General features: G+C 37.1%; 14 protein-coding genes. 3 read left to right on the plus strand and 11 right to left on the minus strand.

The genetic code is table 11. The features are described 5' to 3' along the window. Nucleotides 1-538 (minus strand): DNA mismatch repair protein MutS (locus HPY74_07810; GenBank protein NSW90570.1); only part of this gene is annotated, 538 nt, incomplete at its 3' end. Nucleotides 539-1,158: 620 nt separating this feature from the next. Between HPY74_07810 and HPY74_07815 the strand changes: the two genes are divergently transcribed. Both HPY74_07815 and HPY74_07820 read left to right on the plus strand, forming a co-directional pair. Then, nucleotides 1,159-1,596, plus strand: a complete 438-nt coding sequence (locus HPY74_07815; protein NSW90571.1) for a MarR family transcriptional regulator — start codon at nucleotides 1,159-1,161, stop codon at nucleotides 1,594-1,596. A gap of 265 nt (nucleotides 1,597-1,861) precedes the next feature. Then, nucleotides 1,862-2,026: a hypothetical protein gene (locus tag HPY74_07820; protein ID NSW90572.1), complete on the plus strand. Its 165-nt coding sequence runs from the start codon at nucleotides 1,862-1,864 to the stop codon at nucleotides 2,024-2,026. Between the two features lie 87 nt (nucleotides 2,027-2,113). Here the strand turns inward: HPY74_07820 and metA are convergent, their stop codons facing one another. The 5 genes from metA to HPY74_07845 all read right to left on the minus strand — a co-directional run bounded on the left by metA (nucleotide 2,114) and on the right by HPY74_07845 (nucleotide 6,380). After that, the gene (metA, locus tag HPY74_07825; GenBank protein ID NSW90573.1) at nucleotides 2,114-3,058 is read right to left on the minus strand and encodes a homoserine O-succinyltransferase; all 945 of its coding nucleotides are present in this window, start codon (nucleotides 3,056-3,058) and stop codon (nucleotides 2,114-2,116) included. 75 nt (nucleotides 3,059-3,133) lie between these two features. After that, nucleotides 3,134-4,069: a cysteine synthase A gene (gene cysK, locus HPY74_07830; protein NSW90574.1), complete on the minus strand. Its 936-nt coding sequence runs from the start codon at nucleotides 4,067-4,069 to the stop codon at nucleotides 3,134-3,136. 34 nt (nucleotides 4,070-4,103) lie between these two features. Continuing rightward, the gene (locus HPY74_07835; GenBank protein ID NSW90575.1) at nucleotides 4,104-4,562 is read right to left on the minus strand and encodes an Rrf2 family transcriptional regulator; all 459 of its coding nucleotides are present in this window, start codon (nucleotides 4,560-4,562) and stop codon (nucleotides 4,104-4,106) included. A 2-nt stretch (nucleotides 4,563-4,564) separates the two neighbouring features. Further along, nucleotides 4,565-5,857, minus strand: a complete 1,293-nt coding sequence (locus HPY74_07840; protein ID NSW90576.1) for a homocysteine synthase — start codon at nucleotides 5,855-5,857, stop codon at nucleotides 4,565-4,567. Between the two features lie 76 nt (nucleotides 5,858-5,933). After that, a complete protein-coding gene (locus tag HPY74_07845) occupies nucleotides 5,934-6,380 on the minus strand; it encodes an Rrf2 family transcriptional regulator (protein NSW90577.1) in 447 nt (148 codons plus the stop codon). A 423-nt stretch (nucleotides 6,381-6,803) separates the two neighbouring features. Here HPY74_07845 and HPY74_07850 point away from each other — a divergent pair, with 423 nt between their 5' ends. Further along, entirely contained in the window at nucleotides 6,804-7,868 is a 1,065-nt protein-coding gene (locus HPY74_07850; GenBank protein ID NSW90578.1) for a GerMN domain-containing protein, read from the plus strand. 30 nt (nucleotides 7,869-7,898) lie between these two features. Here HPY74_07850 and hemZ read toward each other — a convergent pair whose 3' ends face one another. The 5 genes from hemZ to HPY74_07875 all read right to left on the minus strand — a co-directional run bounded on the left by hemZ (nucleotide 7,899) and on the right by HPY74_07875 (nucleotide 13,345). Beyond that, nucleotides 7,899-9,464, minus strand: coding sequence for a coproporphyrinogen dehydrogenase HemZ (gene hemZ / locus HPY74_07855; GenBank protein ID NSW90579.1), 1,566 nt, complete (start codon nucleotides 9,462-9,464; stop codon nucleotides 7,899-7,901). 16 nt (nucleotides 9,465-9,480) lie between these two features. Continuing rightward, nucleotides 9,481-10,092, minus strand: coding sequence for an MBL fold metallo-hydrolase (locus HPY74_07860; protein ID NSW90580.1), 612 nt, complete (start codon nucleotides 10,090-10,092; stop codon nucleotides 9,481-9,483). Between the two features lie 3 nt (nucleotides 10,093-10,095). Continuing rightward, on the minus strand, nucleotides 10,096-10,545 hold the full coding sequence (locus HPY74_07865; GenBank protein ID NSW90581.1) for a D-tyrosyl-tRNA(Tyr) deacylase: 450 nt from the start codon (nucleotides 10,543-10,545) through the stop codon (nucleotides 10,096-10,098). A gap of 63 nt (nucleotides 10,546-10,608) precedes the next feature. Next, nucleotides 10,609-12,786: a bifunctional (p)ppGpp synthetase/guanosine-3',5'-bis(diphosphate) 3'-pyrophosphohydrolase gene (locus HPY74_07870; GenBank protein ID NSW90582.1), complete on the minus strand. Its 2,178-nt coding sequence runs from the start codon at nucleotides 12,784-12,786 to the stop codon at nucleotides 10,609-10,611. 37 nt (nucleotides 12,787-12,823) lie between these two features. Continuing rightward, nucleotides 12,824-13,345 (minus strand): adenine phosphoribosyltransferase, encoded by a 522-nt coding sequence (locus tag HPY74_07875; protein ID NSW90583.1) that lies wholly within the window; start codon nucleotides 13,343-13,345, stop codon nucleotides 12,824-12,826. Nucleotides 13,346-13,367 lie beyond the last annotated feature (22 nt).

Here is a 13,367-nt window from a genome sequence, read left to right on the forward strand (position 1 = left end):
TTCCATTTATAAGCATGCAATATTTTACTGTTGACAAATCAGCTTTAAGCTTTTTTGTTTCCGACAGAAGAGACGTAAAACGGTCGGAGTTGGCATAGTTAGTCAAATATTCATAGAAGGCCAAAAGACCGCGCGATTTAAAATTTGCAAAGTTTAAATCATGTACTAAGCAACTAACAGCTTCGCAATAAATTTCTGCCGCCTCCAAAAACCATCCTTCTTTATGGTATTTGTAGTAAAGCTTATCCAATAAGGCAAGATATCGGCGCATTGTGCGCATCTTTAGCGCAAATGATCTTATGTTTTCTAATAGAGTTTCATTTTCAAGGTCCAGCATTATTTCTTGACGGTACTTGATTGCATCGATATCTTTCAAAGTAATGTAAAAAAAAGGTTTTAAATTATATTCCTGCCTACCAGCAGTGATTTCGTTTATGATTTGGTCAAGATTTAAATCAATAAAAAAGGTAGGTACCTCAACTGTTTCTTCTTTTATGCTGTCTTCAGTTCTTTTAAATAGTATGCTGTGAAAAGTCATTGAAAAAACACCTCCTGGCAATGATATAGACTCACAGCATCAACTCTACCGCTGCAAACGCCTGAGTGGTAAGAGTTATCAGCCCGTCCTTGACATTTGTTAGGGCAACTCATCCCCAAGCATCACACCAAGTAAACCATCGACACATAAAAAAGCTGACAACCCCTACGTTTTTCCGTAGAAGCCATCAGCTGTCATAAGCGGTTCGGATTTTTCCTAAGGGGAGCTTCATCCCTTTGATTTAGTATAACACTTTTTGGTGTAGTCTGCAAGAATATAAAATGTAAAATTATGAATATTCTGTGATAATGTCATGTTGAAATTATTCTGATATAATGTCACTTATGAAAAAGAAGATATTCAGCATGACTCAAAATGAAATGACAAATCTAAAATACAATTTATGTAATTTTATCATTTTTTGTTTTATCCTTTTGCACCTTCCATTTTAAATAAAACTGTTGTATCTATTGTTTACTAATATTTTGCTGTTCTTATGTTTGTTTGTAAATTCAGTACAATAAATTAAAATCTTTACATCAATTGGTTGACATCGTCAACCTTTTGATATAAAATATGGTTGTTGATATCAACTATATTTATAAAGGAAGAATCATAAGATGAATAAAAACATATCAAATGTTTACAATTTACTGCAAGAAATAGCCTGGGTTTTTGGTGACCACGGCTTTAACGGGGGGTGTTGTAAAGACCTTTCGCTAGTCGAATTCATGGCGCTAAAAAGAGTTTACGAAAATAAAGATTTTTCTATCAGAGAAGTAGGTACATCTTTAAATTTTACTAAAAGTGGAGCGACTAGAGTTATTGATCGCCTTGAAAGCAAGGGGTATGTAATACGGGAACATTCTCCTATTGATGGAAGGGTTTGCTGTGTTAGAGCTACCAATAAAGGAATTAACATACTAACAGAAGTTATTAAGGAAAATACAGAATATCTGGAAAAGGTATTTAAAAACATGAAACCTGAAATGATCTATAATATTGAAAATGTTTTAAAAATGCTTGTTGAATTATTACAAGAACAGAGTTCTAAATAATGTAAAATTTTGGAGCGCTTTAAGGAGATGATTTTCTTGAATTCAGTAATAACTACTCTTAAATACTTTTTCACAATAACTTTGGAACAGGCTTTGAGAAAGGCAGTGAGGTGTTAGGCATGACTATTTCTACTAAATGAATCTTCCATACTTAAAGGAAACCAGGTATTCATTACAGAGCCGGCATTGTTATCGATGGAAACAAATTCAGGAGCAAGACTTTCGGGTATTCAAATTAAGATTTGAGGATAGGAAGGTGATTTGGATGGCTACCATTGCACTTGGAACTCTTCCAACAGGTCCATTATATGTTGCGTTTCCTATGGTAGGCTCCCTGCTGAGAAAAGGTGCACGTATCAGCAACATGGTTATTTTTCTTGGCTCATGGGCAGCTCTGAAAATTCCACAGCTTATGGTGGAGATTTATTGAGCATAATCATCACCCTGTATGCTCTTTTAATTTTTAATATTATACAGAATGATTGTGCTTTAAGCACTCCTAAAAAAGATAGTTTGTTTATTTTTGCCAGCTAATATTTTCTTTTATTCCAATCTCATCCAAATTATATGGTGTCTCCTGGTAAACATAATAATTCAGCCAGTTGGAAAACAGAAGATTTGCATGCCCTCTCCATTTCACGATAGGAGGCATCTGAGGATTATCTCCAGGAAAATAGTCCTTTGGAAGGTGTATATCGAGTCCCTTTGCGACATCCCTCTCATATTCATATTTAAGTGTAAAGGGGTCATATTCCGAATGTCCTGTTACAAAGATCTGTCTACCATTTTTAGAAACCACAATATAAACACCGGCTTCTTCAGACTCGGCCAGAATCTCTAGTTCCCTCACTTTTACAATGTCCCCCTTCCTTACCTCCGTATGTCTTGAATGAGGAACATAAAAAATGTCGTCAAACCCCCTTAAAAGCTTTTCGTTGTGCTTACAAACCTTGTGAGGAAAAACGCCAAACATTTTTTGGGGCAGTGGATATTTTGGTATTCCATAGTGATGGTACAGGGCTGCCTGAGCTCCCCAACATATATGGAATGTAGAAAATACATGTGTAGTGCTCCAATCCATAATTTCTTTTAATTCATCCCAGTAATCCACTTCCTCAAATTCCAAGTGCTCTACAGGTGCTCCTGTTACAATCATCCCATCAAATTTATTCTTGCAAATCTCATCAAAGGTGTTATAGAACTTAATAAGGTGCTCCCTGGACGTATTTTTTGAAATATGAGTTTTGGGGTGGAGTAGTGTAATATCCACCTGCAGTGGCGAATTCCCAAGGAGACGCAATATTTGAGTTTCGGTTATTATTTTAGTTGGCATCAAATTTAATATGATTATATTCAAAGGTCTAATATCCTGGTGTAAAGCTCTATCTTCATACATTAAAAATATATTTTCATTACTTAATGTTTCAGCTGCAGGAAGATTGTTTGGTATTTTAATCGGCATATATTACACCCTTTCCCATACTATTTATTCTTTTACTTTATTCCGGTTTCTTTATTCTTTTGCATTGCTTGTTTTCTATACTCCTTGAAATAAATCCGTAGATAAATATCTCTCCCCCGTATCAGGCAAAATTACCACAATTGTTTTTCCCTTATTTTCATCCCTTTTAGCAATTTCAGTCGCTGCGAAAGCTGCAGCACCCGAAGATATTCCTACCAGCAAACCCTCAGTTTTTGCAAGTTCCCGGGAAGTACTAAAAGCATCCTCGTTTCGTACTTTAAATACTTCATCTATAATTTTTATATTTAAAACTTCAGGAATAAATCCGGCACCTATTCCCTGAATTTTATGAGGTCCCGGTTTCCCTCCCGAAAGTACCGGTGAATCAAAAGGTTCTACCGCTATAACCTTAATATCGGGATTCCGCTGTTTCAAAATTTCGCCTGTACCTGTCAGCGTGCCTCCTGTTCCCACTCCTGAAATAAAAATGTCAATCTGCCCGTCGGTATCCCTCCATATTTCCTCTGCTGTTGTTCTTCTGTGTATTTCAGGGTTGGCAGGATTTCTGAATTGCTGCGGCATAAATGAACCTGGTATGCTTGTTGCCAGTTCTTCAGCTTTCCTTATTGCTCCTTTCATTCCTTCAGCCCCTGGAGTAAGGACCAACTCTGCGCCGAGGGCTTTTAAAAGGCTTCTGCGCTCTGTACTCATGGTATCGGGCATTGTAAGAATCAGTCGGTATCCTTTGGATGCTGCAACTAAAGCTAGGGCAATACCGGTATTCCCGCTTGTAGGCTCAATAATTGTCGAGTTTTTATCTATTAAACCTTTACTTTCCGCATCTTCAATCATTGCAATCCCAATCCTGTCTTTTACACTTCCACCAGGGTTAAAATACTCTAATTTTGCAATTAATCGTGCATTCAAATTATTCACACTGCTATAGTTCGCCAATTCTAATAGCGGAGTGTTACCTATAAGATCAGTCAACTTCTTTGCAATTTTCGCCATATTATCATCCTCCCACCAAATATCCTAATCAAATTCAAATATAATATATATACCCATCCATAATATCCTTTTCATATGCTTCATATGCATCAATCAAATCTTTTAAAGTAATACTGTCAATAACCTCGTTAACCCCATCTTTTATCTTCATCCAAATATACTTTGTTATACAACTCTCAGATCTTTTACATTTGTTTTTCCCTTTATTCTGACCTATACACTTAACAGGTGCAAGATCGCCTTCAAGTGCCCTAAGGACATCACCTACAGTAATGTTCTCAGGTTGTTTTGAAAGTGAGTATCCCCCCAAAGGTCCCCTTATGCTTTTCACCAGTCCGGCTTTTCTAAGAGTAGATAACAGCTGTTCAAGAAATTTCTCAGGGATATTTTGCCTCTCGGCAATGCTTTTTACAGTAACTTTTTCGCCGTAGGAATACATGGCTAAATCTAGCATAGCTTTAATTCCATATTTTCCTTTAACAGAAATAGTCATACCTAACTCCCCACCGCCTTTCTCAATGCCTGTTCCAAATCATATATCAGATCATCCGCATCCTCTATTCCTACTGAAATCCTGATCATGTCCGGGGTAACCCCTGCCATCCGTTGTTCTTTTTCTGACAATTGGGCATGGGTTGTGCTTGCAGGATGTATAACAAGAGACTTTGCATCAGCTACATTTGCCAGATGAGAAAATATTTTTAAATTATTTATAAATCTTTTGCATGCCTCAATGTCACCCTTTATTCCAAAAGTAAATATAGAACCCGCCCCTTTAGGGAAATACTTTTGTGCCAGGCTATAATACCTGTTTCCTTCCAAATTAGGATAGTTAACCCATGAAACCAAGGGATGGGCATGCAGGTATTCAACAATTTTTCTCGTATTTGCTACATGTCTTTCTACTCTTAAAGATAGAGTCTCCAAGCCTAAAAGAAAAAGGAATGAGTTAAAGGGGCTTATACATGCACCCGTATCTCGAAGTAATTGGGTTCTAGCCTTTACAATATATGCGGAAGGGCCAAAGGCCTCAACATACCTGATACCATGATAACTTGGGTTAGGTTCTGTCAGTTCCGGAAATTTTCCACTTTCCTTCCAGTCAAAATTTCCGGAATCAATTATTACTCCGCCTATAGATGTCCCATGACCGCCAATGAACTTAGTAGCTGAATGTACCACTATATCCGCTCCATATTCTATGGGCCTTATTAAATAAGGAGTACCAAATGTATTATCAACTATAAGAGGGATTCTATTATCATGGGCAATTTTCGCCACTGCCTCGATATCTATAAGATTTATTCCCGGATTACCTATGGTTTCTATGTATAATGCTTTAGTCCTTTCATTTATAGCTTTTTTAAAATTCTCCGGAACGTCAGGGTCAACAAATACGGTTTTTATGCCCAATTTACTCAAAGTTACCGAAAACAGGTTGTAAGTACCTCCATATAGTGTACCTGCAGAAACAATTTCATCCCCGGAAACTGCAATATTTAAAATCGAGTACATTATAGCTGCCGAACCGGATGCAACAGCAAGAGCTCCAACTCCTCCTTCAAGGGCAGCCATCCTCTTTTCAAAAACATCGGTAGTAGGATTCATCATCCTTGTGTATATATTGCCTTCTTCCTCTAAGGCAAATAGCCTGGCGGCATGCTCCGTATCATTAAAAACATATGATGTGGTCTGGTAAATGGGCACCGCCCTTGAACCTGTAACAGGGTCAGGTCTCTGTCCTGCATGCACTTGCAGGGTATCAAACTTCAATTTTCTTTCACTCATTAAATCAACTCCTTATTTCAAAACATTTGTATTACCATTTTTCTTTTATGACTTCCTTTAAGCTTAAATGTAGTACTTAAATATGGTAGATGAATGAAGATGTCTCCACCATTTTTTTATATTCCATTACCAAGTCGTCAAGGGTTATGGAATTTACTATACTATTAATTTTACTGTCTATTTTTCTCCATACATTCTTATTCAAGAATTCTTCCATTGGGTCAGTTGCATTGTTCTCCTTTTCAGAATCCGGTATTACCGAAAGTTTGCCTTCCAGCACTCTCAGGATATCTCCAACGCTTATAACTGCACTGTTGCATGCAAGTATATATCCTCCTTGCGCCCCTTTAACACTTTTCACCAGGCCCGCTTTTTTTAATACCGAAAACACGTGCTCAAGGTATTTTTCTGAAACCTCCTGTCTTTCCGCTATACTATTTAATGCGGTATAACCATATTTTGAGTATAGAGCCAAATCAACCATTGCCCTTAACCCATACCTGCCTTTTGTTGAGATTTTCATTTTCATCTCCTATACTATAGTATTCCTATATGAATAATATGATATATATTACTACATTTTTTCCCTTGTGTCAATAAGTCAATTATTTATGGGCGCATTTTATTTAAGTGAAGAAAATATTGGTAAGGAGCATTAGTGAAGCTGCTGTAGAGCCTTTTAATCTGAGCGGAGGAAAAGCAAAATCGTTGTTTGAGTAAAATTATTTCTTAGTTTTTGTTCAAATAATTTTACTAATTTTACGAGTTCGATTTTGCCCGTAGCTGAATTTAAAGGCTCTAAGCAGCGTAACGATAGCTCCTGGTAAATATTTCTTCACTTTTAATAAATGCGCCCGTAAATGGCCTTTGTTTGCAATAAAATTCTAATATGGTATAATTTACTTATATTGAGGATATGTTATTTATGAGGAGGTTTATAATAAAAATGAAAAAATCCGTATTAACCTTTTTAATTCCGATACTTCTATCCGTTACCCTATTTGCTTCATGTACAACCGGCAACGGCTCCGGGAACGGACAAGGTGATAAAACTACTGATACTGAATTAAAAGTATCCGACTATTTTCCTTTCATTGAAAATATCCATATGGCTTATAAAGGTAACGGCAACGAGTATGCCCAGTATGAAACATACGTAGAATATATAAAAGATAACATTATGCAAATCAGAAACGTTAATCCGGGCACTTCATCGGCGGTTGTATATGAATTAAAGGACGGGGAATTAAGGAGAATATTAAACCGTGGTGAAGTATATTACCGTTACGATTATACTACCTCAAGAGGTGAAGAAGAAATACTCATAAAAGAGCCTATAAAGGAAGGTACTTCCTGGACGCTTAAAGACGGGACCAAAAGGAGCATAACTTCACTTGGAAAAGCTATTTCAACTCCTTCCGGCAATTATTCTGCCCTTGAAGTTACATCAGAAAGACCTAGTTCAACTGTAATTGATTATTATGTGAAGAATATCGGGCTTGTAAAGAGGGTATTTAAATCAAAGGAAAATGATACTACAATATCAAGCGAGCTTGAAAAAATTGAGAAGAATGTGCCATATGTGGAGCGGATACGGATTTATTTTCCCGATTTCAACAAAGATAAGCTTGCTTACATTAATAGAGAAATTGAATTCCTTACCAACCAAGATGTAAAAGAAGTTCTTGAAAAAGCAATGAAGAACATACCGGAAGGCAGTGGATTATCAAAAGTCCTCTCGGATAACACTAAAATATTGAATATAGAGTTGGACGACAATAATGATATAGTAACAGTCGACTTTTCATCCCAATTTGTCACAGAAATGAACGCAGGTACCACTCTTGAATCCATGATTTTAAAGAGCGTTACAAACACCTTTGGTGAATACTTCCAAAAGCAAAAAGTTAAAATTACTCTTGAAGGTAAGCCTTATTCATCAGGCCATGTATTAATGGAGCCGGAAGATTATTTTACAGTAGATACCGAAAATACTTATGAATACAAATGAAACGCAAACTATTTGATTTAGGATTTGGATTTAGGATTTGAAAAGCCTCCTTTTCCTCTCCACCATTTCATCCACCCTGTTGATATATTCTTCAGGGCTTTTTACATTAAAAGCCCTTTCTATTCTATTTTCACAAGGGTAGACCACTTTCGATACGGCCCCTGCCCCGAATGCAAAAATAGTTTGTTTTTCTTCCATTATCTGTACATTGTATATGCTTTCAAATCCCGGTTTGCAATATCCCACATTTTCAAGATTCCCCGCTATATTTTTCTGGCGGTACATGTAATACGGACGCATGCCCATGGACAATGCACACTCATATGCTTTGTCAGTCATGATACTTGCCTCTTCATATGAAATTTGTGAAAACCTCTCCTGCTCTTCCCTTAACCTTGAAGCCCTTTTAATTGCAAGTGCATGCACTGTTAAGCTTTCAGGTTCCATTACCTCCACTTCTCGTAAAGTGTTTTCGAACATCTTAAGATTCTCTCCGGGAAGTCCCACAATAACGTCCATATTAATATTATTAAACCCCATATCCCTGGCAAGATAAAAAGCCCTCCTTACATCATCCGGCGAATGGTTCCGACCAATAACCTTCAGGGTATTCTCATTCATGGTCTGGGGATTTATGCTTATCCTGTCCACCATGCTATTCTTGATAACAAAAAGTTTCTCTTCCTCAATGCTGTCCGGTCTTCCTGCTTCAAGGGTAAACTCTTCGAGGCTTCCGGTATTAAATGTTCTCTCAATGAATTGCAAAAAATCCTCTAAATACTTCACACTTATTGATGTAGGTGTTCCGCCGCCTATATAGATACTCTGTACTTCATATCCTTTTTCCCTTATTATCTCATTACCCAGAGAAATTTCTTTTTTCAATACCTCGATATATTTACCTATAAGCTGTTCATATCTGGTTATGCAATAGGACGTAAATGAGCAATAAAGGCACCTGCTCTTGCAAAAAGGAATTCCAATATAGATGCTTATCATATTATCTTTAGATCTATCAAGTATCCTTTTTTCTGCACAAGCAACTTCCAAAGCAAGCCTCGCTTTTTTACGGGACACCATATAATACTGCTCAAGGCGGCGCAAAATTTCACTTTCTTCCATTCCTTCCTCAATCATTTCATATACAATTTTTGCAGGACGTATCCCCGTCAATATACCCCAGGGTATTTTTTTCCCTGTATATTCAACTAATGCGCTATAAAGAAGGCGGGACAATTCTTTTTTTACTTCTCGGTTTTCATCCCTTCCATTCCATACAACTCCATTGCGTACAGCTCCATTGCATCCAACTTGATTTTTCGGATTTTTTAGGCCCTCGCCCAAATATCTTGAGCCCAAATATCTTGAATAAAAAGCTTCGTAACTCCCTGCTTTTAACTCCACTTTGAGATAAGGAGGAATTCCTGCATTGTCTGTTATGCTTGCCGACACCAGTATAAACATGTCTTTATTTTCAATTTCTTCTTTATTCTCTGAATTTTGTAATAAAACTACCTCTTCTTTGACAAAAAACATTTTAATTATATGGTATATGTCATACCAGAAAGATTCATTGTCAAGTTGTACAAATATCATTTATAATTCACGCCTTTTAGATAAAGGGGTTATTCTTTTTCTCATAGCCTATAGTTGTTGTCGTGCCATGTCCTGGGTACACTACTGTTCTATCATCTAAAATCATCAGTTTATTTTTTATTGAGTCTATTAAATGATCATAATCTCCGTTTCCCAAATCAGTCCGGCCTATTGACATTCTAAATAAAGTATCCCCTGTAAAAAGATTCCCATTAGTTTTTATGCATATACCTCCCGGAGTGTGTCCAGGCGTATGGATAATCTCCAATTCCAATCCACCTACATCAACAACATCCTTATCTTTCAGTAAAATATCCGCAGGACTAAAAGTTTTATTGATCCCAAAAAGCTTAGAACCGTTATACCAGGGATTAGCCAGGGATTGTGCATCATCCTTGTGTATAAGTACCTTAGCCTTAAGTCTTTGACGCAACTCTTCCATTGAAATTATATGGTCTACATGGGCATGAGTAAGGATAATATATTCAATGTCGAGTCCTGTCTGTCTTACCATTTCCATTATGTCTTCACTATTTGCTCCAGGATCGATAATAACACCTTTTTTATTTTCACCTATTATATAACAATTCGATGCCAACATGCCTGTAGGCAATCTCCTTAAAACCATATCTCAAAACTCCTTTTTACTATCCAGTAATAAAGTTACAGGTCCATCATTAAAAATTTCCACCATCATTTCAGCTTGGAACCTGCCCGTTTCTACCTTAATATTAAAACTTCTACAGTATTTTATAAAGGTTTCATATAAACTATTAGCCATTGTAGGGGCTGCAGCCCTGTCATAACTTGGCCTGCGCCCTTTTCTACAATCTCCGTATAATGTAAATTGAGAAACCACAAGCAATTCACCATATATATCTAATAAAGACAGATTCATTTTACCATCTTCATCATCAAATACACGAAGATTTACAACTTTACTCGCCAGGTACTCTGCATCCTTTTCAGTATCTTCATTGCTAACACCAAGTAAAATCAATAAACCTTTTCCAATTTGCCCAACAATATCTTCTCCAATTAATACTCGCGCATTAGAAACCCTTTGTACAACTACTCTCATTATATAAATTCCCCTTTGAATTCCTGTTTAATTCCTATTTAATTTAACTCCCTTTAATCAACTTCAGTTTTTATTTCTTGTAACTTCAAATACTGCATCAACCTTTTTAAGCTTCCTTATTATTTTATTAAGCTGTTCTGCGTCAGTTATTTCCAAAGTGAGGACCATTATTACCGTCTGGTCTCTTGTAGTCCTGGCATTAATCCCTTTTAAAGGTATTTTTGCATCATTTATCTCGTTCGTGATATCCATGAGAAGGGCATTTCTGTCTTTAGCCATAAGGGTAATATCAGCCTTGTAAGCTGCATTTCTATTGTTATACCAACTAACCTCAATTAACCTCTCCTCTTCACCGGGGTTATTCTTTATATTAATGCAGTCGCTTCTGTGGACTGATACCCCTCTTCCCCTGGTAATATAACCGATAATGCTGTCTCCCGGCACCGGGTTACAGCACCTTGAAAGCCTAATAAGGCAGTTATCTATCCCTTTTACTATAACACCGTTTGTAGGTACATTCTTTTTCCTTCTTTCTGTTCTTGATATAACACCATCAATACTTTGCTGTGCCAACTCTTCAGATTTAACAGCCTTTCTATATTCTTCCTTCAACCTGGAAATAACTCTGTTTGGTGTTATGGCGCCATACCCTATTGCTGCATAAAGGTCATCCAAACTTATAAATGTATACTTTTTCAATATGGGCTCAACCCACTCGGATTTAAAAAGCTGGCTATGAGTGAAACCGTGTTTTTTGAGTTCTTTTTCAATAAGCTCCTTACCCCTTACTATATTCTCTTCTCTTTTTTCCTTCTTGAACCATTGTTTTATTTTATTTTTAGCCTGTGAACTTTTAACTATCTTTAGCCAGTCGCGGCTTGGCCCGCTTGCATTTTGGGAAGTTAGTATTTCAACAATTTCTCCAGTGTTAAGTTTATACTCAAGGGGTACTATGCGTCCGTTTACCTTTGCCCCCACCATCTTATTACCTATAGCGCTATGGATTGCATAAGCAAAATCAATAGGTGTAGCCCCTTTAGGAAGACTGATAACATCACCCTTTGGAGTAAACACAAACACCTCGTCCGTAAATAAATCTATTTTCAAAGTCTCCATAAACTCTCTTGCATCGGGCATTTCCTTTTGCCATTCCAGCAATTGCCTCAGCCAGGTAAGTTTTTCATCCAAATTGCTTTTACCTGAATAACCCTCCTTATACTTCCAATGAGCTGCTATACCAACTTCTGCAACCCTGTGCATCTCCCATGTCCTTATTTGCACCTCAAAAGGCTGCCCTTCATGGCCTATTACAGTAGTGTGAAGAGACTGGTACATATTAGGTTTAGGCATTGCTATATAGTCTTTAAATCTCCCGGGAATAGGTTTATATAGCTCGTGTACCATTCCAAGGACTGCGTAACAGTCTTTAACGGAATTAACAATAAGCCTTACGGCAAAAAGGTCGTAAATCTGTTCCAAGGTCCTATTTTGTTCCTTCATTTTCTTATATATACTGTAGAAGTGTTTTGCTCTCCCGTCAATAGTAGCCTCAATACCAAGTTCTTGAGTTTTTTCCTTTAATGTTCCAATGATTTGATTTATAAAAGCTTCTCTTTCTTTTCTCTTTTTCGCTATTTTTTCTACAAGTTCATAATATCCTTTAGGGTCAATATACCTTAAACAAATGTCTTCCAACTCCCATTTTATCTTTGATATGCCAAGCCTGTGTGCAATAGGAGCATAAATTTCAAGAGTTTCTTTTGCCTTCTCTATCTGCTTTTCCGGACTCATATATTTCAGGGTACGCATATTATGCAGCCTGTCTGCAAGTTTTATCATTATAACCCTTATGTCTTTAGCCATTGCCATGAACATTTTCCGCAAATTCTCAACCTGTTCTTCTTCTTTTGTTGTATAAGGAATTCTACCTAATTTTGTAACCCCATCTACAAGAATTGCTACTTCCTCTCCAAAATCCTGTTTTAACTGTTCTAACGTACACGTGGTATCCTCTATTGTATCGTGAAGAAGTCCTGCAATTATAGTAGTGCAATCCAATTCCAATTCAGCCAGAATATAGGCAACCTCAACAGGATGAACAATAAAAGGCTCCCCTGAGACCCTCTGCTGTCCCCTATGTGCATTTCTTGAGATCACATAAGCCTTTTTTAACATATCCATGTCACAGTCCAGATTATACCTTTCTATCCTGGACACTAAACTACTAAAATTTACGGACATTAAAACTCCTTCACTCTCCTTATGCCCATCTTAATTATCAGCTATTTATCTTAACAAGGGATTCCACTCTGTAATCCTTTAGTCTTTCTCTACCTTTCAAATAAGTCAATTCCACAAAGTATACCAAGCCAATTACTTCTCCACCCAACTTTTTTACAAGTTCTATATTAGAATAGGACGTCCCTCCTGTTGCCAGAAGGTCATCAACAACAACCACCTTTTGGCCCGGTTTAATTGCATCTGCGTGTATCTCAAGGATATCGATGCCATACTCTAACTCATATTCCACACTTACAGTTTTGTACGGGAGCTTGCCTTTTTTTCTGATAAGGACAAATCCCTTACCCAGCATATAGGCTAAAGGTGCCCCAAAAATAAATCCCCTGGACTCAGGACCTACTATTAAATCAAAATCTCCCATTCCCAGGATTTTTTCTTTCATTTGCTCGAGGCATTGCTTAAGAGCACAGGCATCCTGTAAAACAGGAGTAATGTCGATAAAATCGATCCCCGGCTTTGGGAAATCCATAACATGTCTAAGTTTTGACTCCAAATCCATAAAATTTGCCTCCCTGTATTTT

Source organism: Bacillota bacterium (genome assembly GCA_013314855.1).
Lineage (GTDB): Bacteria > Bacillota > Clostridia > Acetivibrionales > DUMC01 > Ch48.

Excerpts from the sequence above, each read along its gene's own strand:
- HPY74_07815 (NSW90571.1), top strand. The coding sequence starts at position 1,159 with ATGAATAAAAACATATCAAATGTTTACAATTTACTGCAAGAAATAGCC.
- HPY74_07820 (NSW90572.1), top strand. The coding sequence starts at position 1,862 with ATGGCTACCATTGCACTTGGAACTCTTCCAACAGGTCCATTATATGTT.
- metA (NSW90573.1), bottom strand. The coding sequence starts at position 3,058 with ATGCCGATTAAAATACCAAACAATCTTCCTGCAGCTGAAACATTAAGT.
- cysK (NSW90574.1), bottom strand. The coding sequence starts at position 4,069 with ATGGCGAAAATTGCAAAGAAGTTGACTGATCTTATAGGTAACACTCCG.
- HPY74_07835 (NSW90575.1), bottom strand. The coding sequence starts at position 4,562 with ATGACTATTTCTGTTAAAGGAAAATATGGAATTAAAGCTATGCTAGAT.
- HPY74_07840 (NSW90576.1), bottom strand. The coding sequence starts at position 5,857 with ATGAGTGAAAGAAAATTGAAGTTTGATACCCTGCAAGTGCATGCAGGA.
- HPY74_07845 (NSW90577.1), bottom strand. The coding sequence starts at position 6,380 with ATGAAAATCTCAACAAAAGGCAGGTATGGGTTAAGGGCAATGGTTGAT.
- HPY74_07850 (NSW90578.1), top strand. The coding sequence starts at position 6,804 with ATGAAAAAATCCGTATTAACCTTTTTAATTCCGATACTTCTATCCGTT.
- hemZ (NSW90579.1), bottom strand. The coding sequence starts at position 9,464 with ATGATATTTGTACAACTTGACAATGAATCTTTCTGGTATGACATATAC.
- HPY74_07860 (NSW90580.1), bottom strand. The coding sequence starts at position 10,092 with ATGGTTTTAAGGAGATTGCCTACAGGCATGTTGGCATCGAATTGTTAT.
- HPY74_07865 (NSW90581.1), bottom strand. The coding sequence starts at position 10,545 with ATGAGAGTAGTTGTACAAAGGGTTTCTAATGCGCGAGTATTAATTGGA.
- HPY74_07870 (NSW90582.1), bottom strand. The coding sequence starts at position 12,786 with ATGTCCGTAAATTTTAGTAGTTTAGTGTCCAGGATAGAAAGGTATAAT.
- HPY74_07875 (NSW90583.1), bottom strand. The coding sequence starts at position 13,345 with ATGGATTTGGAGTCAAAACTTAGACATGTTATGGATTTCCCAAAGCCG.